Annotated in this window: 18 protein-coding genes; 9 read left to right on the top strand and 9 right to left on the bottom strand. The window is 30.5% G+C overall.

Annotated elements, in window-relative coordinates:
- The first annotated feature begins 115 nt into the window (after nucleotides 1-115).
- A complete protein-coding gene (locus tag GQS57_RS13275) occupies nucleotides 116-1,183 on the top strand; it encodes a methyltransferase (protein ID WP_165733343.1) in 1,068 nt (355 codons plus the stop codon).
- An 80-nt stretch (nucleotides 1,184-1,263) separates the two neighbouring features.
- On the opposite strand, the gene GQS57_RS13270 is transcribed toward GQS57_RS13275, so the two are convergent.
- A complete protein-coding gene (locus tag GQS57_RS13270) occupies nucleotides 1,264-2,439 on the bottom strand; it encodes a nitrate/nitrite transporter (protein WP_165733342.1) in 1,176 nt (391 codons plus the stop codon).
- A gap of 86 nt (nucleotides 2,440-2,525) precedes the next feature.
- Here GQS57_RS13270 and GQS57_RS13265 point away from each other — a divergent pair, with 86 nt between their 5' ends.
- The 3 genes from GQS57_RS13265 (at nucleotide 2,526) to guaB (ending at nucleotide 6,598) form a co-directional block, all read left to right on the top strand.
- A complete protein-coding gene (locus GQS57_RS13265; RefSeq protein ID WP_165733341.1) occupies nucleotides 2,526-3,395 on the top strand; it encodes a hydroxymethylglutaryl-CoA lyase in 870 nt (289 codons plus the stop codon).
- Between the two features lie 101 nt (nucleotides 3,396-3,496).
- Nucleotides 3,497-5,002 carry a bifunctional UDP-sugar hydrolase/5'-nucleotidase gene (locus GQS57_RS13260; RefSeq protein ID WP_165733340.1) on the top strand — a complete coding sequence of 502 codons (1,506 nt, stop codon included), beginning with the start codon at nucleotides 3,497-3,499 and terminating at the stop codon, nucleotides 5,000-5,002.
- A gap of 120 nt (nucleotides 5,003-5,122) precedes the next feature.
- Nucleotides 5,123-6,598, top strand: a complete 1,476-nt coding sequence (guaB, locus tag GQS57_RS13255) for an IMP dehydrogenase (RefSeq protein ID WP_165733339.1) — start codon at nucleotides 5,123-5,125, stop codon at nucleotides 6,596-6,598.
- A gap of 182 nt (nucleotides 6,599-6,780) precedes the next feature.
- Here the strand turns inward: guaB and GQS57_RS13250 are convergent, their stop codons facing one another.
- The gene (locus tag GQS57_RS13250; RefSeq protein ID WP_165733338.1) at nucleotides 6,781-7,329 is read right to left on the bottom strand and encodes an acyl-CoA thioesterase; all 549 of its coding nucleotides are present in this window, start codon (nucleotides 7,327-7,329) and stop codon (nucleotides 6,781-6,783) included.
- Between the two features lie 499 nt (nucleotides 7,330-7,828).
- Between GQS57_RS13250 and GQS57_RS13245 the strand changes: the two genes are divergently transcribed.
- On the top strand, nucleotides 7,829-9,004 hold the full coding sequence (locus tag GQS57_RS13245; protein WP_165733337.1) for a GlmU family protein: 1,176 nt from the start codon (nucleotides 7,829-7,831) through the stop codon (nucleotides 9,002-9,004).
- 162 nt (nucleotides 9,005-9,166) lie between these two features.
- On the opposite strand, the gene priA is transcribed toward GQS57_RS13245, so the two are convergent.
- The 4 genes from priA to lon all read right to left on the bottom strand — a co-directional run bounded on the left by priA (nucleotide 9,167) and on the right by lon (nucleotide 16,927).
- Nucleotides 9,167-11,611, bottom strand: a complete 2,445-nt coding sequence (gene priA, locus GQS57_RS13240; protein WP_165733336.1) for a primosomal protein N' — start codon at nucleotides 11,609-11,611, stop codon at nucleotides 9,167-9,169.
- A 184-nt stretch (nucleotides 11,612-11,795) separates the two neighbouring features.
- On the bottom strand, nucleotides 11,796-12,905 hold the full coding sequence (locus tag GQS57_RS13235; RefSeq protein ID WP_165733335.1) for an NAD(P)/FAD-dependent oxidoreductase: 1,110 nt from the start codon (nucleotides 12,903-12,905) through the stop codon (nucleotides 11,796-11,798).
- A 386-nt stretch (nucleotides 12,906-13,291) separates the two neighbouring features.
- Complete coding sequence (locus GQS57_RS13230) at nucleotides 13,292-14,083, bottom strand: sugar phosphate nucleotidyltransferase (protein WP_165733334.1); 792 nt, start codon at nucleotides 14,081-14,083, stop codon at nucleotides 13,292-13,294.
- A 390-nt stretch (nucleotides 14,084-14,473) separates the two neighbouring features.
- Complete coding sequence (gene lon, locus GQS57_RS13225; protein WP_165733333.1) at nucleotides 14,474-16,927, bottom strand: endopeptidase La; 2,454 nt, start codon at nucleotides 16,925-16,927, stop codon at nucleotides 14,474-14,476.
- A 229-nt stretch (nucleotides 16,928-17,156) separates the two neighbouring features.
- Here lon and GQS57_RS13220 point away from each other — a divergent pair, with 229 nt between their 5' ends.
- On the top strand, nucleotides 17,157-17,531 hold the full coding sequence (locus GQS57_RS13220) for a DUF2200 domain-containing protein (protein ID WP_165733332.1): 375 nt from the start codon (nucleotides 17,157-17,159) through the stop codon (nucleotides 17,529-17,531).
- On the opposite strand, the gene GQS57_RS13215 is transcribed toward GQS57_RS13220, so the two are convergent.
- Nucleotides 17,521-18,192: a class I SAM-dependent methyltransferase gene (locus GQS57_RS13215; protein WP_240915480.1), complete on the bottom strand. Its 672-nt coding sequence runs from the start codon at nucleotides 18,190-18,192 to the stop codon at nucleotides 17,521-17,523. The genes GQS57_RS13220 and GQS57_RS13215 overlap by 11 nt on opposite strands.
- 59 nt (nucleotides 18,193-18,251) lie before the next feature.
- Here GQS57_RS13215 and GQS57_RS13210 point away from each other — a divergent pair, with 59 nt between their 5' ends.
- Both GQS57_RS13210 and GQS57_RS13205 read left to right on the top strand, forming a co-directional pair.
- A complete protein-coding gene (locus tag GQS57_RS13210) occupies nucleotides 18,252-19,205 on the top strand; it encodes a hypothetical protein (protein ID WP_165733331.1) in 954 nt (317 codons plus the stop codon).
- An 88-nt stretch (nucleotides 19,206-19,293) separates the two neighbouring features.
- Nucleotides 19,294-20,028 carry a head GIN domain-containing protein gene (locus GQS57_RS13205; RefSeq protein WP_165733330.1) on the top strand — a complete coding sequence of 245 codons (735 nt, stop codon included), beginning with the start codon at nucleotides 19,294-19,296 and terminating at the stop codon, nucleotides 20,026-20,028.
- A gap of 1 nt (nucleotide 20,029) precedes the next feature.
- On the opposite strand, the gene GQS57_RS13200 is transcribed toward GQS57_RS13205, so the two are convergent.
- Nucleotides 20,030-20,842: a DUF1853 family protein gene (locus tag GQS57_RS13200; RefSeq protein WP_165733329.1), complete on the bottom strand. Its 813-nt coding sequence runs from the start codon at nucleotides 20,840-20,842 to the stop codon at nucleotides 20,030-20,032.
- 257 nt (nucleotides 20,843-21,099) lie between these two features.
- On the opposite strand from GQS57_RS13200, the gene GQS57_RS13195 reads away from it, so the two are divergent.
- Nucleotides 21,100-21,771 carry a DUF2461 domain-containing protein gene (locus GQS57_RS13195; protein WP_165733328.1) on the top strand — a complete coding sequence of 224 codons (672 nt, stop codon included), beginning with the start codon at nucleotides 21,100-21,102 and terminating at the stop codon, nucleotides 21,769-21,771.
- Between the two features lie 218 nt (nucleotides 21,772-21,989).
- Here GQS57_RS13195 and GQS57_RS13190 read toward each other — a convergent pair whose 3' ends face one another.
- Nucleotides 21,990-23,330 (bottom strand): MATE family efflux transporter, encoded by a 1,341-nt coding sequence (locus GQS57_RS13190; RefSeq protein ID WP_165733327.1) that lies wholly within the window; start codon nucleotides 23,328-23,330, stop codon nucleotides 21,990-21,992.
- Nucleotides 23,331-23,338: the final 8 nt, after the last annotated feature.

Genomic DNA, 23,338 nt, shown 5'->3' with positions numbered 1-23,338 from the left:
ATTTAGCAAAGATTTGAATACAGATTGTTGCTAAATTCTATTTCTAATACTATTTTTAATACCAAGAATTGCAAACATTAATAATTTGCAATTCTATATAATACCATATAAATTAATGAGTTCAGCGCTAAAAATAAACAAACCAACACCAATTCACCCAGGTGATGATCTAATAAAATTCGATAGTAATACAGATGTAAGAGAAACGCTTTATGCGATGAGGGAAGGCCAATCTGTTTTAATTACTGAGTTTTATAGCAACGGAATGTTGCTTTTAAAAGAGTTGCAAAAACATTTAAAAATCCGTTTGCCAAATAAAACAATTAAAGAGCAACATGCATTTCGTGCAGAATACCATAAGCTTTCTAATCAAATATTATTACAAATTAAAAATCAAAAATTGGTTGTAGATAAAGCTCCAAAAATTGGTTGGTTTGCTAAATTGTTTGCAAATAAAAATAATTTTTTATTAACTTTTCCAGAAGTTCAAAGACTAAACAGTGCTTGGCAAAAATATAACAAAGGAATTAAAGTACCTGTTTTAAGAAACAAAGTACATCCTTATTTAGGGACATATTTTCCAACACGTTTCGATCACTTAACGTTGTTTGATAATTGGTTAAAACGTTACGAAGGTCCTAAGAAATCTGCTATAGATGTTGGTATTGGTAGTGGTGTTTTATCTTTTCAGATGGTGCAACATGGTTTTCAGAAAGTATTTGGTACAGATACAAACCCAAATGCAATTTTTGGTTTAAAAGAATTTATGGGCGAGACCAAATTGTCTCGTAAAGTGGAATTAGACTACGGAAACCTTTTTGGGAAATGGGAAAAAGAAACGGAATTAATAGTTTTCAATCCGCCTTGGTTGCCTGCTATTTCTAGTGAAGAAAATATAGATGAAGCTGTTTATTATAATAAAAACTTATTTTCTAAGTTTTTTGCTGAAGCAAATAATAGATTGTCTGAAGATGGAAAATTAGTAATTTTATTTTCTAATGCAGCTCAAATAAAAAAGCTTACAAAAGAAAATCCGATAGAAAAAGAATTGGCAAAAGGGATTCGTTTTAAACTAGAAAAATGTTTAAAGAAAACAATTAAACCTGCGGTTGATAAAACAAAACGTAACAAAAAAGAAGCTGCTTTAGAAGAAGTACAGCTTTGGGTTTTAACTAAAGTTTAGAAGGTTTTAGAATATATATAAAAGGGTAGCAATTAGTTTTGCTATCCTTTTTTAGTTTGAATAAATGAGATTATTTAAGTTTATGAATTAACTTTTTTTCTAGAAAAAGTAAATAAACCTAAAATAGGACCAATTGCTAACAGCATAAAAATAGCATTAGAATCTGTACTATCTTTGTAACCACTAATTAATTGTATACTAACAATAGTAATTGCAAAACCAATACAATTAACAATAGTTAATGCAGTTCCTTTGTTTTTAGCATCTACATTTTGTGCTACTAAAGTAGAAAATAACGGAGAGTCTGCAACCACAACCATTCCCCAGAAAAGTAGAAAAGCAATAAATAGATTTTCATTTTTTAGTTGAAACATCAAAGGAGAAATTAAACAACAAATACAAGAGAAAAGTAAAGCTAAATATGCAATGTTTTTTGGACTATATTTTTCAGATAAATAGCCTCCTAAAACACAAGCTAAACTTCCTGTTCCTATAATTATAAATGATAATAAAGGAATATTAAAAGACACATCTGAATGCGAATTTTCATAGATTTTTAATAGAATAGGCACAAATGTCCAAAAAGCGTATAACTCCCACATGTGACCGAAATAACCAAAAGCTGCTTTTCTAAATTTATTGTTTTTAAATATTGAAAAACAAATGGTAATATCTAGTTTTTTCCCCGCAGTTCTATAAGGTCCGTTAGGTACAAAAAGCAACATTAGTAATCCGCCAAAAGCGGCTAAAACAGTAATGGAAATTATAATTGTTTTCCAAGAAAAACCTTGCATTAAGTCTTTTAGTAAATGTGGTAAAGCAGTACCTAAAACCAAGGCTCCAACTAAATATCCTAAAGATTTACCTAAGCCTTTGTTATAATAATCTGTAGCAATTTTCATTCCTACAGGGTAAATTCCAGCTAAGAAAAACCCTGTTAAAAAACGCATACCTATTAATGTTAAAAAAGTTTGATTTTCAAAAACAAGTCTCAAGTTAAAAAATGCACCTAAAACTGCACAAACAAAAAAGACCTTAGAGGGCGAAAATCGATCTGCAATGGTTAACAAAGCAAATAATAAAGTTCCTATAATAAAGCCAAATTGCACTGAAGAGGTTAAGTAACTTAACGCAATTTCATCTAAGTTAAAACTTGTGATTAAATCTGTCATTACTCCGTTGCTTGCAAACCATAAAGAAGTACAACAAAATTGAGAAATAATGATTATTGGAAGAATGTATTTTGATTTGCTCATATATAAAGGCGAAAGTACCAAAAAGCATGCAATAATCAATTAAAAAATGTTTTGCCACTTCAATAGAATATCTATCTTTGATATTGATGAAAAAAGTAAAAATCATAGAATGTCCGCGTGACGCGATGCAAGGAATAAAGAGCCATTTTATTTCTACAGAACAAAAAGCATTGTATATAAACTCATTATTAAAAGTGGGTTTTGATACCATTGATTTTGGCAGCTTTGTTTCACCAAAAGCAATTCCGCAAATGCGAGATACTGCAGCTGTTTTATCTAAATTAGATTTGTCTAGAACTCAAAGTAAATTGTTGGCTATTATTGCCAATGTAAGGGGCGCTAATGATGCTTCTGTATTTGAAGAAATTGATTATTTAGGATATCCTTTTTCTATTTCAGAAAACTTTCAAATGCGTAATACGCATAAAACCATACAAGAATCTATAGAAACGTTAGAAGAAATTTTAAACATTGCAGACAAGACTAATAAAGAAGTAGTTGCTTATTTATCGATGGGCTTTGGTAATCCTTATGGTGATCCTTGGAATGTAGAAATAGTAGGCGAGTGGACCGAAAAATTATCTAAAATGGGCGTAAAGATTTTATCCCTTTCGGACACTGTAGGAAGTTCTACACCAGATGTGATTTCATATTTATTTTCTAATTTAATTCCGCAATATCCATCTATAGAATTTGGCGCACATTTACATACAACCCCAGACAAATGGCACGAAAAAGTAGATGCCGCTTTTAAAGCGGGTTGCAATCGATTTGATGGAGCTATAAAAGGCTACGGTGGTTGCCCAATGGCAAAAGATGAGTTGACTGGCAATATGCCGACAGAAAAATTATTGAGTTATTTTACAGCTCAAAAAGCAGATATTAATTTAAAACCAATGAGTTTTGAAAGTGCTTATAACAAGGCTTTAGAGACTTTTATTCAAGCTGCAAAGTAAAAACTTGTCAAACTGAATCTGTTTCAGCTTCTCATCATATCTTAAAGTATAAACGTTTACAAATTAACAGACGTATTATCTAGCTATCAAAACCATTCATAATGAAATTCATAAAATTACTTCCAATTTTTCTATCAATTATTGTTTTATCTTCTTGTTCTAAAGACGATGGTAAAATAGATTTTACTTTTTTACAATTGAATGATGTTTATGAAATTGCGCCAATACAAGGAGGCGAGTTTGGTGGAATGGCAAGAGTAGAAACTGTACATAAAGAACTATTAGTAGAAAATAAAAATACGATGCTTTTTATGGCTGGCGATTTTTTAAATCCGTCTTTAATAGGTACCGTAAAAGTTGATGGAGAAAGAGTTCGAGGAAAACAAATGGTGGAGGTAATGAATGCTATGAATTTCGATTTAGTGGCATTTGGTAACCATGAGTTTGATATTCCGCAAGAAGATCTTCAAAAAAGATTAAATGAAAGTAATTTTCCTTGGATTTCAGCCAATGTAAAATTAAAGACCAAAGAAGCAGCAATTCCTTTTTATAAAGAAGTTAACGGACATAAAAAACATGTAGGTGAAACGTATACAAAAGTACTTGTAGATGAGGATGGTACAAAAATAAAAGTGGGTTTTATAAGTGTTTGTATTCCCTCTAACCCTAAAGATTTTGTAGAATATGGTAGTGTATTTGTAAAAGCAAGAGCCTCTTATGCCGCTATAAAAGATTCGGTAGATGTTGTTTTTGGGTTAACTCATTTAGATTTAGAGAGTGATAAAAGAATTGCAAAGATAATTCCAGGTTTAGCTTTAATTATGGGCGGACATGAGCATGCTAATAGCAATGATTTTGTGGGAGATGTTCAAATTTCTAAAGCAGATGCAAATGCAAAAACGGTGTATATTCATAGAATTACGTATGATAAAAAAACAAAGAAAGCTGTTGTAACATCAGAATTAAAAGAAATAAACTCAACAATTAAAGCTGATGAAAACGTAGCTAAAATTGTAAATAAATGGCAAACCATTTTAAATTCAAAAATAAAAGAAGTTATAACTAACCCAGAAGAAATAATTTTTGAAGCAAAAACTCCATTAGACGGAAGAGATTCGAAAATTAGAGGTGTACAAACCAATTTAGGAGAAATCATTACAAAAGCCATGTCATTTTCTTTTAATGATGAGGTAGATTGTGCGTTGGTAAATGGTGGTTCTGTAAGAATTGATGATCAATTATCTGGAAACATAACACCTGTAGATATCTTTAGAGTATTGCCTTATGGAGGAGCCGTTTTAAAGGTGGAAATTAAAGGAAGTTTATTAAAAGGTGTTTTAGATTATGGTTTAAAAGCATCCGGCACAGGTGCTTATTTGCAACGATTTAATGCCGAAAAAGAAGGGGAGAAGTGGCTTGTTAAAAAGCAAGAATTAAATATAGATAAAACATATACCGTAGCTTTTTCTGATTATTTATTAAAAGGATTAGACATTCCTTTTTTATCGAACGATAATAAAGAAGTGCTTTCTGTTTATGTACCTAAAGAATCAGAAGTTTCTTATGATATTAGAAAAGCAGTAGTTGCCTATTTAGAATCTTTGTAAGCTGAATTTCAGAGGGGAGTTTAAAAAAAAAGCTTAGTTCTAATAAAATCTAACATTCATTTAACGTTAAAATTCATATATAATTTGTAAATTTGCACGCAATTATACCTTAATTGCAACATGACAGCACACGACAACAAAATTTTAGGAGAAGGATTAACATATGACGACGTTCTTTTAGTCCCAGCCTTTTCCGATGTACTTCCAAGAGAAGTAAGTATTCAAACAAAATTTACAAGAAATATTACTATAAACGTTCCTATTGCATCTGCTGCAATGGATACTGTTACAGAATCTGCATTGGCAATTGCCATTGCTAGAGAAGGCGGTATTGGTGTTTTACATAAAAACATGTCTATAGAACAGCAAGCTAAAGAAGTTAGAAAAGTAAAACGTGCCGAAAGCGGTATGATTTTAGACCCTGTTACATTGCCTTTAACGGCTGTGGTTGCTGAAGCAAAAGCAAACATGAAAGAACACGGTATTGGAGGAATTCCTATTGTTGATGACAATGGCATCTTAAAAGGAATTGTTACTAATAGAGATTTACGTTTTGAGCATGATAGCCAAAGACCAATTGTAGAAGTAATGACTAGCGAAAATCTAGTAACTGCAGATGTTGGAACTTCTTTAAGTGATGCCGAAAAAATTCTTCAGAATTATAAAATAGAAAAACTTTTAATTGTTGATGAAAATTATAAATTAAAAGGATTAATTACTTTTAGAGATATCACCAAAGTAACTCAGAAACCAATTGCTAATAAAGATTCTTTTGGTAGATTAAGAGTCGCAGCGGCATTAGGAGTTACAGGAGATGCTGTAGATAGAGCAGAAGCATTAGTGAATGCTGGTGTAGATGCTGTAATTATAGATACAGCTCACGGACACACTAAAGGAGTAGTTGCAGTTTTAAAAGCTGTAAAAGCAAAGTTTCCAGAATTAGATGTAGTGGTTGGTAATATAGCAACAGGAGCTGCGGCTAAATATTTGGTAGAAGCAGGAGCAGATGCTGTAAAAGTAGGTATTGGTCCAGGTTCTATTTGTACTACAAGAGTAGTTGCAGGAGTAGGCTTTCCTCAGTTTTCTGCAGTTTTAGAAGTTGCAGCGGCTATTAAAGGTAGTGGAGTTCCAGTAATTGCAGATGGAGGAATTCGTTATACAGGAGATATTCCTAAAGCAATTGCAGCAGGAGCAGATTCTGTAATGTTAGGTTCTCTTTTAGCGGGTACAAAAGAATCGCCAGGAGAAACTATTATTTACGAAGGAAGAAAATTTAAATCTTATAGAGGTATGGGATCTGTAGAAGCTATGAAACAAGGTTCTAAAGATAGATACTTTCAAGATGTAGAAGATGATATTAAAAAATTAGTACCAGAAGGTATTGTAGGTCGTGTTCCTTATAAAGGAGAACTTGCAGAAAGTATCCACCAATTTATTGGAGGTTTACGAGCTGGAATGGGATATTGTGGTGCAAAAGATGTAGAAACATTAAAAGAAACTGGTAGATTTGTAAGAATTACAGCAAGTGGAATTAATGAAAGTCATCCGCATGATGTAGCAATTACTAAAGAATCTCCTAATTACAGTAGAAGATAATTAGAGTTTTTAAAATATTAAAAAACCGAGTAAAATTAATTTTACTCGGTTTTTTTTATTTTTGTAATAAAAAAGCACTATGAACGCTTTATATAGTTTTCTTAACGCTTAAACCTAGGTATTTGGAAAGGTTTTGTTTCTTGTATCTTTTAGCGCAGCGGTCTTATTTCCTTTTATAAATCTTATTTTAAGTCAATTTTTGCATTGCTTTCCTCTAATAAATGAATATACTCATCAACTTTAAAAACTTTACTATGAAAACGAGAAGTTCTATTTCTTCCTTCACTTTGTCTCGTAATACTTCTTGCAAAACGTCTAACTTCGTCTTTAGTAGTTAAGATAATACCAGGAACAGGCGTACTTTTTCCATCATCATCTTTTGCAACCATTGTAAAATAAGAAGAATTACAATGTTTTGTTTCTCCGGTTCTAATGTTTTCAGAATCTACACGTAAACCAACTACCATAGAGGTTCTACCTGTAAAATTAATAGAAGCTTTCATGGTTACTAATTCGCCAACTTCAATAGGATTTAAAAAATCAACCTTATTTACAGAAGCCGTAACGCAGTAATTTCCAGAATGTTTAGAAGCGCAAGCAAATGCAATTTGATCCATCAAATTTAAAATATAACCTCCATGAATTTTACCGCTAAAATTAGAGTTGGATGGTTTCATCAACTCCATAATTTTTACTTGTGATTCCTTAATATGTTTAAATTGTTTAATCATAATTTAGTTTTATGCTTATCTGTAATAGGCTTTCTATAACTTAAATATTATCGTTACCCATTTTTTTATAAAAAGCGAAATTATCATTTTATTTACGCTATTAAATAAAAAAGAGTACTTATTATATATTATTAGGTATTTCTTAGTGAAATTAAATAATTATTATGGATTATTTATTTTAAATGTATAAAATTATATGATTACTTGTGGTGTCATTCTAATTTTAAAGAATTTTTTAAATACATATCCCCGTTATTTTTGATAAAAAATGCTGAGAAAACTGATTTTGAAGTTAAAATATACTTGAATTTATAGAATTACATAAAAATGCAGTACCTAAATTTTATGATATGTTAATGTCTGAAGAAATAAAGTTTTAGAATAGTATAAAAAAAGTGCTGTTTTATTTGAGACTTGATAAAAACGAATTGTAATTAATAGAATTCGTATTTTTTATGCTCATTTTAAAGTAAATTTGTGGCACTTTTAAAAAGAAAAAATGAATTATATTCTATTTGATGGAGATGTTAGAAACGCTCTATTACCTTTTACATATACAAAACCAGTTGCAGACATTAGAATAGGAATATTAACCATTCGAGAAAAATGGGAGAAATATTTAGGATTAACAACCACGACTATTACACAGGAATATTTAGAAGAAAAATATCCGATGGTAGAAATGGAAGAGAATATATTAATCAATTCTTCTTTTTGTCCGACTGAAAACTTGATTGAGAAAGTAAAGAATTTATCAAAAAATGAGGCTATTTTTAAAGGTGATGATGTCATTGCTTTTTTTACTTCAGATTCTCAGGAAGAAGTAAATTTTGATGAATATACTCAAATTGAATTTGATGAAGACCTTATTCAAGTAAAAAACACGTGGGATATTTTTTCTTTAAACGACAAGGCTATTCAGCAAGATTTCGATTTAATTACAGAAGGAAGAGAATCTGAACCAATACCAGAAGGGACAAGGTATTTGAATAAGGAAAATATTTTTATAGAAGAAGGCGCAGAAATTACTTTTGCAACTTTAAACGCATCTACAGGGCCCATTTATATTGGTAAAGATGCTGTTATAATGGAAAACTCTGCAATTAGAGGTCCTTTTGCAATGTGTGAAAATGCTGTTGTAAAATTAGGAACAAAAATATTTGGTGCTACTACTTTAGGTCCTTATTGTAAAGTAGGAGGTGAGATCAGTAACGCTGTTTTATTTGCATATTCAAGCAAAGGTCATGATGGTTATTTAGGGAATTCTGTAATAGGAGAATGGTGTAATTTAGGTGCAGATACAAATAACTCTAACCTTAAAAATAATTATGCCCAAGTTAAATTATGGAATTATGAGACAGGTCGTTTTGCAAAAACAGGCTTACAGTTTTGTGGTTTAATGATGGGAGATCACTCTAAATGCGGAATCAATACCATGTTTAACACCGGTACCGTAGTTGGTGTAAGTGCTAATATTTTTGGAAGCGGATTTCCAAGGAATTTTATTCCGTCTTTTAGTTGGGGAGGAGCTTCTGGATTTACAGAATATAAAACTGATAAAGTTTTTGAAGTAGCAGAAGTTGTTATGAAACGTAAAGATTTGGTTTTTGAAGAAATTGATAAAAGAATTCTAGAACACGTTTTTGAAGAGACGAAACAATATAGAAATTATTAAAAAAGGGTACAGTTTTCAGTAACAACTGACGGTTAATTTTTATTGAAAAAAATTACCAATTGGTTTTTTTTTTCACGAGCGGTACGCTCGCGCTAGCGAAGAAGAGTTATTTTCTAACCAGAAATTACAACTGTAAACTGAGACTGAATATTGCGCACTAATTTAATACGCATCCACATCCGTAATAAATCGGATTGGTCTAAAATCTTTAACAGCTTCAAAAGTATCTTTAATCTTTTGAAGTTGTTTTTTTGTTTGTGCTAAATTCTGTTTTGGCGGAATTTTAATGACAATATTTTTAATATATTGATTTCGAACTCTAGAAACAGCTGGTGCTGTTGGACCTAAAACGTTTTCACCAAAAGAACTGTATAAAGCTTTAAAAAGCCAATTTACACCACTATCAACTTTGTTATAATCTTTGTGTTTTAGGGTGATTTTTATCAACCTGTAATAAGGTGGATATTTATATTGCCAACGTTCTTGCAATTGTTCTTTATACATTTCTGCATAATTTGTGGTAGAAACTTGTTGTAATATTTGATGATGCGGATTATAGGTTTGTATGGCTACATTTCCTTGTTTTTTACTTCTACCTGCTCTTCCTGAAACTTGTACCATCATATCATACGCACGCTCATGTGCTCTAAAATCTGGGAAATTTAGCATAGAATCTGCATTTATGATTCCAACTAAAGTTACATTTTCAAAATCTAACCCTTTAGAAAGCATTTGTGTTCCTACTAAAACATCTATCTCCTTAGCTTCGAAAGCTCCAATTATTTTCTGATAACCATATTTTCCACGAGTGGTGTCTAAATCCATTCTTCCGATTTTAAAATCGGGAAATAAAGTTGTCAGTTCTAATTCAATTTGCTCGGTACCAAAACCTTTATTGTCTAAAGTATTACTTCCGCAGGCACCACAGCTATTTGGCATGGATCTTTGATAGTTACAATAATGGCAACGCAATTCGTTCCTGAATTTATGGTAGGTTAAACTAACATCACAATTTGGGCATTCTGGTGATACTCCACATGTATTACATTCTACAACTGGCGAAAATCCACGTCTATTTTGAAACAAGATTACTTGCTCTTTTAAGTCTAAAGCTTCCTGAATCAGTTTTAGCAATCTATCAGAAAAATGACCTTTCATTTCCTTTTTTCGCTGCTTTTCCTTTACGTCTATCAATTCAATTTTTGGCAGTTGCACATTTCCATGACGACGATTTAATGCTACAAAACCATATTTATTTTGTTGTGCATTAAAATAAGTTTCTAAGGATGGAGTAGCAGAACCCAATAAGATTTTAGCATTATGAAGTTTCGCTAAAACAATAGCGCAATCTCGTGCATTATATCTTGGAGAAGGTTCAAATTGTTTGTAAGAAGTTTCGTGTTCTTCATCAACCACAATTAAACCTAAATTAGAAAAAGGTAAAAATATAGAAGAACGAGCACCTAAAATAATACGAGCTTTTGGTTTGTTTTCTAAAACATTATTCCAAACTTCTACACGCTCATTCATAGAATATTTAGAGTGAAAAACAGAAATTTGTTCTCCAAAATAAAACTGTAAACGTGTAATTATTTGTGTGGTTAAGGCAATTTCGGGTAATAAGAATACTACTTGTTTCCCTTGGTCTAATACTTCCTGAATTAACTTTGTATAGACTTCCGTTTTTCCAGAACTTGTAATTCCGTGTAAAAGTGTAACGTCTTTTTCTTTAAAGGTTTCTTTGATTTCTGTAAGTGCTTTTTCTTGAAATTCATTCAGTACTTTTAAATCATTTGTATCTCCATTAAACTCAATTCTATCTGTTTGAATGTGGTAAAATTCAAAGATATTTTTATCAACTAAAGATTTTAAAATGGAAGCAGAAACACTTGCTTTTTCCTCTAGATCTTTTGCTTTTATAGGTTTTTTAGAAGTTGATAATTGAAAAAATCCTAAAACCGCTTCACGTTGTTTTTTTGCTCTAGATAATTCTTCTAATAGTTTTCCTAAAGAATCATCCGAAGAATAATCGGAGTGTAAACGAACGTACTTTACTAGTTTTGGTTTGTATTGTTCGTAAATTTCTTCCTTAATTATAATTGCCTCTTTTTTGATTAAAGAGTTTATAATAGGCATTACTTTTTGCTTTCCTAAAATAGCAATTACTTGATGAATGGTTAATTGAGATTGATGTTGTAAAGCTTCAAAAATTAAAAACTCATCATCGGCTAAAATAGCATCATCAGAAAAATCTTCATTTTTATTGATAATGGTTTCACTTTCTAACAAAAAAGCAGAAGGCAAAGCAGCTCTATAGACATCACCTAAAGAACACATGTAATAATTAGAAATCCATTGCCAATGTTTTAGTTGTAATTCATTTACCAATGGAACTTCATCTAAAATCTGATGAATATCTTTGGCTTCGTACAAAACTGGTTTTGTTTGATGGATGTTTAAAACCAGGGCAGAATACATCTTAGATTTACCAAAAGAAACAGCAACACGCATTCCTTTTTTTAGAAAGTTAGCTTCTTCTTCTGTAACAGAATACGTAAAAGTTTTCTGGATAGGAATGGGTAGTATGACGTCTATAAAATGTAGCAAAAATTTGATTTTTAAGTGCTTGTCGTTTTAATGATAAGAAAAATGTTTTTTTCTATCCTATTAAGATTTAAAAGTTACAATAAATTCAAAATTACATAAAATTAAAAATATAATAGTGTTTTTTCTAAGAGAGATTGCTGTGTTTTTATGGGCTATAATTACTTTTTATCTTTCTTTGAAAAAACTAACTCTTTTCAAGTCCATATTCTCCTGATACAGATTTGATAATTCTATCATTAGAACGCAGTCTCATTGAAAGTAATGCTATATCCATTACGACATCATTATTAGAGTACTTAAATATTTTTTCTTGTGCATTTTTTGAACGCTTATAATTTGCTGAAAACCTATTTTTCCATTCAGTTTCATATTCGCTTAAAAAATCAATATTTTCTTCTTTTAAAGACTTATCTATAGCCTTGCTAGCCATTATAGCAGCTTCAAAAATAAACTTGTAACCTTCTCCAACAATAGGGTTTACCTGAGAAACACAATCTCCAACACAAACTAAGTTATTAATTACAAATTTTTCTAAGACGGGAGTAATTGGTACGCTACCACCTTCTACCTTATCATTATCTTTTTTAACTAATTTTTTAATTAATGGTAGTTTTAAAACCTCATTTAATCTAGGTTTTAAATTTTTAATAATGGCTTCGTTAAAAGTACCAAATCCTATGATTGCTCTTTTATTTTTTAAAGGAAAAATCCACCCATAACCACCTTGATAATCTTTACCACTTAAAAGATACATTTTGTTTGGTTCTCCTAAATATTCCACATTATACTCAACACCAGTTGCTAGTTGCCCTTTTTTTTCTCTTAAGCCTATTTTTTTACTTATAATTCCATTGGTACCAGATGCATCAACAATAATTTTTCCAAAATAGTTGTTTTCGTTTTTATCAGTAACGCCAGTAAAAAGACCAGCTTCATCTTTTAAAACATCTTTGATATGAACTTCCGTTTTTATGGTTACGTAGTTTTGGTCTAGAGAATTGATAAGTTCTTCATGTAGTTTCTTTTTGTCTAAAACGTACATATTGAGGTTTCTTATTTCTCTTTTTACTCTTTTAGATTGAAAAACGAGTGTGTCTATTTCTTGTGCAATAACCTTTTTAGATAAATTGAAATCTTCTAAATTTATAAAACTACCAAGTGTGTTAAAAGAAAACTCTAATAAATTATCCTTTCTATCTAAAATAAGTGTTTTTTGTTTAAAATTACCTAGCTCTCTTGCAAGCATTAAACCAGCAGTACCACCGCCAACAATAACAACATCAAAATTATTCATAGTCTTTAAATATTGGTGTAAAATAATTCTATTTTAATGATAATAAAAGTAAAAATAGCTAAAATAAGAGTTTTGAAATTTGTGATTTATTAGCTGCTAGTTTACTTGTTCTTAATGTGATAATAGTTTTGTTACGATTGGAGCAGTGGAGGTTTTTTTATAAAATTAGTTTTTTGAACCGATTAAAAAAGTGGGTGTTTTGTGCTTAATAGTAAGCCGAAAATCATACAAAATCCTATGATTTTACTTTAGCCTCCAAACAAGTTTAGCCCTGATTGAAGCAATTGCTTGAGCTCTTTTTATTCTTTTTCAGAATAAAAAATCGAGTGTACCTCGACTTGGCTCAAGATAAACTTCAAGCAGGAAATAGCTTCAAAAAAGAATGTTTAATATAAGGCATATTCAATTTCTTCTTCCTTGACTACTGGAAATAATTTTTCTGCTTCTGCTAAATCTTGAATGTTGTCTACTTCGTACCAAGGTTTTTTATCGAAAGAAACTGCTTCGAAATGTAGTTGTTGCTTATCTACTAAATCAGAAAATACAGTTTCGTAATAAGAGTTTACGCTTCCTTCTTCAATATATTGATTCAGTTTTTTAGTAATTTTTTGCCAAGACTCTAAGGAGAAACTATAAATATTTACAGTCTTATAGCGGGTTTCAGAATAAGTTTCTGTAGTACCTGGTTGAAACTGCATCACTTTATTTTGAGCGTTAATAGTTACGGTAGTTCCGTTTAGCCAAGGTTGCATTTTTGCGACTGCCATTCTATCTGGATACACCATATTGCTTAGTAATGAGGTCTCTAAAACCAAGTCGCTTTCTATAAGTACAAAAGGTTCTTTTATACTATTTCTTGCCATCCAAAGAGAATAAATGTTGTTGGTGGTTTTGTATAACGGACTGTGTACATACTCGATACTTATTCCTTCTTTTTCATTGCCTAAAAAGTCTACAATACACTCTTGTTTGTAACCTGTTACAATGATAAGACGTGTAAAGCCTTGTGCTGCTAAATTAGTTACAAGACGCTCTAACATAGGTTTTTCACTGACTAAAGTTAAGCATTTAGGAGCATCTTTTGTTATTGGAAAAAGACGACTTCCGGTTCCGGCAGCCAATAATAATGCAGTAGTAATTCTATTGTTATTTGTATGTTTTTCTGAAGTAATGGTCATGTAATATTAATTTGGGGGCACTATCAAAAAAAAACATAAAAGCAATTTTAAGCGCTTTTATGTTTACTAAATTGAATGTTTTAATATGTTGTTTATGGATAGTTTAAATAATTTTTATAAAGTCGATTAATATGATAATTGGCTTATAAAATTAGTCTTGTAAAATACATTTTTGACAAATTTACTGTGCTAAAGTGGAATGTGCTATTTATATTTAACAATTTATTATCAGTAGTGTTTTCTAAACAGACTTAAGTAACAAGACTTTTTCAATTAACTGTTTTTAAGTGTTTCGTATATGAAAAGATAGTTCGCAATAAAGCATAAAAAAACCTCTAATTACCGATTGATTATCAGTGAAATAGAGGTTTATTTAAACTAAATATGTAACTATACTAATTTCTTAGCATTCTTTACTTTTTGCTTTGTAAGTGCAATTTCTATTACTTCTTTCATTTCAGAAACATAATGGAAAGTCATCCCTTTTAAGTAGCTTTCTTTTATTTCTAAAATGTCTTTTTCGTTTTCTTTACACAGAATAATTTCCTTAATATTGGCTCTTTTAGCAGCTAATATTTTTTCTTTAATTCCGCCAACTGGTAACACTTTTCCACGTAACGTAATCTCACCTGTCATGGCTAATTTGTTTTTAATTTTACGTTGTGTAAAAGAAGAAACTAAAGATGTTAACATGGTAATACCTGCACTTGGTCCGTCTTTTGGCGTTGCGCCTTCTGGTACGTGAATGTGTACATTATATTTTTCTAGAATTTCTTGCTTAATACCTAATTCTTCTGCATTCGACTTTATGTATTGTAAAGCAATCGTTGCAGATTCTTTCATTACGTTCCCTAAATTACCCGTAATAGAAAGGTTTCCTTTTCCTTTAGATAAAATAGATTCAATAAATAAAATATCTCCACCAACACTTGTCCAAGCTAAACCTGTAACTACACCGGCAACTTCATTATTTTCGAATTTATCTCTAAACCTTGGTGTTCCTAAGATTTTTTCTATTTTTTCTGAAGAAATAGCAATGTCATACTCTTCTTCTAAAGCAATCGATTTTGCTGCGAAACGAACCACTTTTGCAATTTTCTTTTCTAAACCACGTACTCCAGATTCTCTTGTATACCCCTCTACAATTTGCTCTAATTGTTTTTTACCTAACTTTAAATGTGCAGTTGTTAAACCATGCTCTTTTAATTGCTTTGGTAATAAATGTCTTTTAGCAATTTCTATTTTCTCTTCAATAGTATATCCAGTAACATTTATAATTTCCATTCTATCACGCAACGCCCAAGGAATTTGACCTAAGTTGTTTGCAGTAGCAATAAAAAGTATTTTAGATAAATCGTAACCAACCTCTAAATAATTATCATAAAACGATTCGTTTTGTTCAGGGTCTAAAACTTCTAACATTGCAGAAGAAGGATCTCCTTGATGACTATTGCTTAGTTTATCAATTTCATCTAAAACAAAAACAGGATTCGAAGTTCCAGCTTTTTTTAAATTCTGAATTAAACGCCCTGGCATAGCACCAATATACGTTTTTCTGTGTCCTCTAATTTCTGCTTCATCACGCAAACCACCTAAAGACATACGTATATATTTACGGCCTAATGCTTCTGCTACAGATTTTCCTAAAGAAGTTTTACCAACTCCCGGAGGTCCGTATAAACAGATAATTGGCGATTTCATATCTCCTCTTAACTTTAAAACCGCTAAGTGTTCTATAATTCTATCTTTTACTTCTTCTAAACCAAAATGATCTCTATCTAAAACTTTGGTAGCAAATTTTAAGTCGAATTTATCTTCAGAGTAAATTCCCCAAGGTAGCTCTAGTAACAATTCTAGGTAGCTTCTCTGAACACCATATTCAGCAGCTTGTGGATTCATTCTTTTTAAACGATTGATTTCTTTTTCAAACGTTTCACCAACTTCTTTACTCCATTTTTTAGTTTTAGCCTGCTTACGCATTTCCTCTAACTCTTCGTCATTAGAAACGCCACCAAGTTCATCCTGAATGGTTTTTAATTGCTGATTTAAATAATATTCACGTTGTTGTTGGTCTAAATCTTCACGAGTTTTAGACTGAATATCATTACGTAATTTTAATTTCTGAAGCTCTTTGTTTAAGTTTTTCAACGCTAATAAAGCACGTTCTTTTAGATTGTCTTTTTCTAAAATTACTTGTTTCTGAGCTACAGATAAATCCATATTTGATGAAATAAAATTCACCAAAAACGAATCTGATTTTATGTTTTTAATTGCAAAAGAAGCTTCACTAGGTAACATTGGGTTTTCCTTAATTACCTCTAAAGCTTGTTCTTTAATAGACTCTATTATTGCTTCAAATTCTTTTTCATCATCAACGCTCCTGTCTTCTATCGCCTCTTTTACCGTTGCTTTTAAATACGGTTTGTCCTGAATAATTGCATCAATTTCGAAACGTTTTTTACCTTGAATAATAACGGTTGTGTTACCATCGGGCATTTTTAAAACACGTAAAATTTGTGCAACAACTCCTGTTGTATGAATGTCTTTTAAAGTTGGTTCCTCTTCGTCTTCATTTCTTTGTGCAACAACTCCAATAACTTTATCGCCTTTGTTTGCATCTTTTATTAATTGAATAGAAGCATCTCTACCTGCTGTAATAGGAATTACAACACCCGGAAACAATACGGTGTTTCTTAATGGTAAAATGGATAAAACTTCTGGAACACTTTCCTTATTAATAATTTCCTCATCTTCTGGGGTCATTAACGGAATTAATTCAGAATCTTCATTCAACATATTTTGTAGCGACATATTGTCTAAATGCATTATTTTTGGTTTGCTCATGTGTTATATCTCTGTCATACTGACATTGATTCTTAAAAAGTATAAAATCAATATCAATTCGTTATTTTTAGTTTACTAGTAATCAATAAAATAGAGTTCTATTTTCTTAATGTCTAATATATAAAAACAATTGTTGTGCCAAGGTTAAAATAGTTTAGATTCCTTTTAAAGTATTTAACTTATTATAATTTTAGTAAATTTGATTCAATAAAATAATTAATTTTCAATTATGAAAGATACAAGTCATCATGATGAGCGTATTGCAAATATGAAGTTTTTCTCTGTGTATCCACATTATGTTACAAAAGTCGAAAAAAAGGGGAGAAGTAAAGCTGAACTATTAGAAGTAATTGAATGGTTAACGGGGTATAATGAAAGTAAAATAAATGAACTTATCGATAAGCAGGTTACTTTTGAAACTTTTTTTAAAAATGCAACATTACATCCAAATGTACATTTGATAAAGGGCGTAATTTGTGGGTATAGAGTAGAGGAAATAGAGAATTCTTTAACACAGCAAGTTCGTTATTTAGATAAATTAGTTGATGAGTTAGCTAAAGGGAAAAAGATGGAAAAGATTCTAAGGCAAGCGCCTAAAAAATAGTATAAAGTGTAGTCACAATTTTGCCTTTTCCGTCTTCTAAGGTATAAGACAATAATTCTTTTTCTTCTTTAACCTTCATATTAAAAGGTGTCGCTAATAGGTCGATTCCGCTTTTCTTTTTAATTCGGATTCCTTGTCCGGAAATAATATCTTTATTAGGAGTAAAATTGCCTAAAGGAAGATGTTCTGTAAGAATAACATATTTAAAGTTTGCTAATTTAGCAACAACACTTTGTACTTCTGTATTAGATAAATGCTGTAAAACTTGTCTTAAAATAATACAATCTGCTTTTGGTAAATCATCCGTAGCAATGTCTAAACATTTGAAGTTTAAATTTTCTTCTTTAAAATTTTCTTTATTGTATTTTATCAATTCTGATACAATATCTATAGCCGTATATTTTTGAGTAAGTTTCACAAAGTTTTTACCAATATTAAAATCTCCACACCCTAAATCTAAAACTGTAATTGCGTTTTTTAAAGAAGTTAAAAAAGAGCTAATAGTTTCTATATAAGGTTCAATTATTTCTGGTTGATGAGATCCAGAACCAGAATAAAACTCAGCGTTGTTACTTCCCCAAAGCTTCATTTTATAAACTTGATCCATAGCATCTTTTGTTGGCCAAGGTTTTTTATTCTTTTTGATATTCGTGTTTTTCAAATGGATTAATATTTAACTACTTCAGTTTTTTTCGTCATTTTTGTATTAAAATAACATAGATGTCAGCAATACAAATTAAAAGATTTACTTATAATGGTTGGAAAAATGCTGTTGAAATTTCAAATTTAGAAATTAAATTGATTGTAATTCCAGAAATGGGAAGAATAATTTACTTCGGATTTTTAAATGGTGAAAATTTATTTTATGAAAATGAAGCATTAGAAGGAGTTGAATTTAAAGTTGGAGAATATTTTGCCGAGAATAATATAAAACAAGCACCAAATGTTGGCGGAAATAGAGTTTTACCTTGTTCAGAAGAGTATCATCATTTAATTACAGATTCTAGACATATTCCCGATCCTTTTATAAATGCAAGTTGTTATTCTGTTGCGTTTTTATCAAACGGAATCGTTTTAGAAAGTCCGATTAGCGACTTATTAGGAATTCAAATAAAAAGAACCATTACAATTTATGAAGATGGGGCAGAAGTTGATGTTCAACAAGAATTGATAAAAATTCAAGTGGCAAAAAATACTATTTTAGAAACAATACCTTTAACAATTTGGAGTTTATCAAAAATTAAAACTCCCAATGTTAGTTTTTCATCCATTGCAGAAAACAGCATTTTTGAAAATGGATTTACGATTTCTAAATGGCCAGATGCAAAAAATTATGCCGAAGAAAATGCATCTGTAAAAAACACTATTTTATCCTTAAAGTCTTCTGATGAATTTCCTCAAAAGATAGGATTAGATGCTAGAAAATGGGTTGCAGGTTATTTAAACGACACGTTGTTTGTAGAGCAATTTACTTTTGATGAGAAAGCTACGTACCCAGATAACGGAACTTCTGTAACCATTTTTGGGAATCATTTATTTACAGAATTAGAATGTTTAAGTCCTGAAAGAAAGTTGTCAATCGGAGAAAAAATCACTTATAATTTAAGTTGGAGTTTACAAAAAGTTAAGAATTACAGTGAATTAAAAGAGATTTTACATACTTTAGATGCATAATTTTTTTTATAATCTTAAGTATAATTACAAAGTGTAAATTATAATTATAGAATAAACAATTAGAGAAAACCTAATAAAAATAGCTATTATGAACAAAAAAGTACTTTTAACGAGTTTAATTTTAACCATTACTTTTGCTGTAAATTCCCAAAGTTGGTTTGGGAATAGTAAAAAAATAAAAGGAGATGGAAATGTGGTAACTGTAACAAGATCTACTTCGGGTTATGAAGGAGTTTCAATAGGTGGATCTTTTGATGTAATTCTTGTAAAAGGAAAAGAAGGTAAAATAACTTTAGAAGGAGAAAAAAACATACTTCCTTTTATAGAAACTGAAGTTTCTAACGGTCTTTTAAAAGTGAAATTTAAGAACAACACAAATATTAGCACTACTAAAAAACTAACAGTTACAGTGCCTTATGAGGATATAGAAAGTATTGCTTTGGGCGGTTCTGGAAATATTTTAAGCGAAAGTTTAATAAAAGCAAACGATTTTAATGTGAATTTAGGTGGTTCAGGAAACATTACATTAAAAGTAGATGCAGACGCTATAAAAGCTTCTATAGGAGGTTCTGGTAATATTAATTTAGAAGGGGAATCTAAGGAATTCAATTGTTCTATTGCGGGTTCTGGAAGTATTAATTCTTACGGTTTAGAAACCAATGAAATATATGTAAATATAGCGGGTTCTGGAGGTGTAAAAACAACTGTAAAATCTAAGATTAAAGCAAAATTAGTAGGTTCTGGTAGTGTTTATTATAAAGGAAATCCTTCTAATGTTAATAGTAAATCGGTTGGTTCTGGTGATGTGGTAGATAAAAATTAAGTTACCACCAAACAAAAAATATCTTTATAATCTCACCATTTTGTTTTTTCAACCAGCAAAGTGGTGAGAATTTTCTTTGCAAATATTCCTCCGCAACAAGGCTAAAATCTTCAAAATTTAACCAGGATACATTTTTATGAGGAATAGTTATCCAATCTTTTTTGTTTGGGATAAAAAACTTACAATCTTTAAATTGTTCTAATTCTTTTTTATTGATGTAAAACCCAGAAATACAATTTGGATTCAAGGTTGATAACTGAAGACTTATATTAGAGAAAGGAATAAATAATTGTCCTTTAAAATAAACTTGCTGTTCAATTTCTGAAGCTTGTAAATTGATAGTTTTTAAATAAGAAACACATTCATTAGAGTAGAGAAGAGGCAGTTGTTTGTCCTTTAATTTATCTAATTTCTCAACTAAAGAATCTTTTCTATTCGGACCAATAAAATGTTCTACTTCTGTTTTTCCTATTGAAGGATCATATAAATAAAATTTATAAATCACTTCTAAATGAATCGGTTGCTCATTCCTTAACAAGATGCAATCTAACTCACCTAAAGTAATTTTTTCTTTCTGAATTTGAATATTCTCACAAATAATAGAAATCGATTTTTCTTGTGCAAATTGATAAGAAACAAAACGTTCTATATATTTCCCTAAGCGTAGTTTTTCATTGATGTCTATATCAATTTTTGTTGATTTCGATTCAATTTCAAATTGATGTAAGTCATAAACAGCATTGTCATTCCACAAACAATGTGTTTGCAAAAACCCCTCATACCTTTTCTGAATGTCTTTTGTTTTTTGATGCATATATGAGACACAAATTTAAATTAATTAAACGCTAAGTTCACAAAGTTTTTTCGCAAAGGACACAAATAAAAAGCGATTTTATCATTGTTGTAATTTCTAAGCTTATTATAAAACAATTTTCTTACTTAAATTTAAAAGCATTCAACCTTTGCGTCTTTGTGACTTTGTTAAAAAAAACGTTTCTGTGAATCTTCGTGAAATCCGCATCAATAATATCTAAAAACTTCGTAAGTTTAACCTCTAAAATTTTTATCAAAATGCAATTCGAAAAATCGAGCTTTCAATTTTTAAAAGATTTACAAAATAACAACAATAGAGAATGGTTTACAGAGCATAAACCTACTTTTGTAAAGCATCAAAAAAATCTAAAAGAATTATTTTTAAAAATGCAAATGCAATTAGAAAAGCATGATGAAATTGATAAAATGAAAATTTATCGAATTTATAGAGATGTTCGTTTTTCTAAAGATAAAACACCTTATAATCCAAGATTTGCTGTTTCGTTTTCTAGATTAGGAAAACAATTGCGTGGTGGGTATTATTTACAAATTAAACCAGGTGAAACTTTATTAGGTGGTGGATTTTGGCAACCAGAAAAAGACGATTTATACCGATTAAGAAAAGAAATTGAGCAAGATGCTACTGAATTTAGAGAAATTTTAGAAGATGAAACTTTTGTAAAGTACTTTGAAGGAAAATTTGGCGGAGACGAATTAAAATCTGCTCCAAGAGGTTTTGATAAAGAGCATAAAGATATCGACTTATTGCGTAAAAAAGGGTTTGTTGCTACCAGAAATTTTACAGACGCAGAAGTTTTAGCACCCAACTTTTTAGAAGAAGTAAATAAAAGCTTTAAAGCTTTACGTCCGTTTTTTAATTTGTTTAGTGATGTTTTAACGACAAATTTAAATGGGGAGAGTATTGTTTAAGAGTTGAGTTGAGAGTTGTGTGGGGTTGTTTTACTGAGATTCACAGAGAAAACACAGAGATTCGCTGAGTTTATTTTTGTTTAAAGTTTCAGGTTTAAAGTTTCAGGTTTCAAGAACGAATGTCATTTCGAAATGAGCCTTTTTAGGCGATTGAGAAATCTCTGAGCTTCAAAAATTATGATTCCTCTTCCTACATCATTCTGAATGACATGGGGATTTTAATGTTTCAAATTCTTATCAACCTCACGTTTTAAAACTATAACCGTAATTATGGTCGATAAAACATCAGCAATAGGGAAAGACCACCAAATACCACTAATTCCGTAATACTTCGGTAAAAAATAAGCTAACGGAATTAAGAAAATTCCTTGTTTTAAAAGCGTTAAAAATAATGCAGGTAATGCTTTTCCTGCGGCTTGAAAATATGCTGAACCAATTAATTGCATGGTAATTACTGGAGTTGCTAAAAAGACAATTAACATTGCATTTGGCGTTTCAGCTAACAAAGTTGTATCAGTTGTAAAAATTCCAATTACTTCCTCCTTAAAAAATAAGATTGCTATAAAAATAAGAGTTCCTAAAACAGATCCATATAAAAGCGCTTTTTTGATAGTTTCTTTTACTCTGTCATTTTTCTTTGCACCAATATTATATCCTGCTACAGGTAAAAAACCTTGTGAGACTCCCATCACCGGAGAAAGAGAAAACATCATCACTCGGTTAATAATTCCGTAAATAGCTATAGATATTTCTCCACCATATTTAAAAAGAGAGTAATTTAATACAATCATTAAGATACTAATAGCACCTTGTCTTACAATAGAAACACCTCCTAACTCTATAATTTCTCTAACAATTTTACCATCTAATTTAAAGTTTTTAGGAATAATTTTTAATTCACTCTTAGAAGATAAAAAGAAATATAAAATGTACGAACCAGAACTCATAAAAGAAATGGTAGTTGCTAAACCTGCTCCCCACATTCCCCAATTAAAAAATTTGATAAAGATAATGTCTAAAACAATGTTTAAAACGGCGGGAACCATCATTGCATACATCGCAAATTTTGGTTTTCCTTCAGCTCTAATCGTTGGGTTCCCCATCATAGCAAAGGCTAAAAACGGAACTCCATAGATTACAACTTTAAAATATTCAGATGCAATGGGTAAAATATCGCCTTTGGCACCAAATAAATTTAGGATAGGTACACTAAAAAAGTTTCCGATAATTACAAAAATAATCGCTAAAATAACAGTTAGCGCAACCTGATTTCCAAAAGTTAAAAATGCTTTTTCAGAATTTCCTGCGCCCAATGCTCTAGAGATTATAGAACTACCTCCAATACCTATTCCCATACCAATAGAAGATATTAGAAAAACAATTGGTAGTACTACTGTAATTGCGGCAATTGCTAAAACTCCAATCCATTGTCCCACAAAAATAGTATCGACAATCATATTTAAAGACATCACAAGAATCCCTATGGTCGCTGGAGCTGCTTGTTTTATTAATAAGGTACTAATTTTTTGTGTTCCTAGGTTGTTTGCTAATTCTGTCATAATATTCT

Source organism: Polaribacter sp. 20A6 (assembly GCF_011378915.1).
Lineage (GTDB): Bacteria > Bacteroidota > Bacteroidia > Flavobacteriales > Flavobacteriaceae > Polaribacter > Polaribacter sejongensis.
Note: the sequence above shows the minus strand (reverse complement) of the source record. Positions and strands in the feature narration are given on the sequence as shown.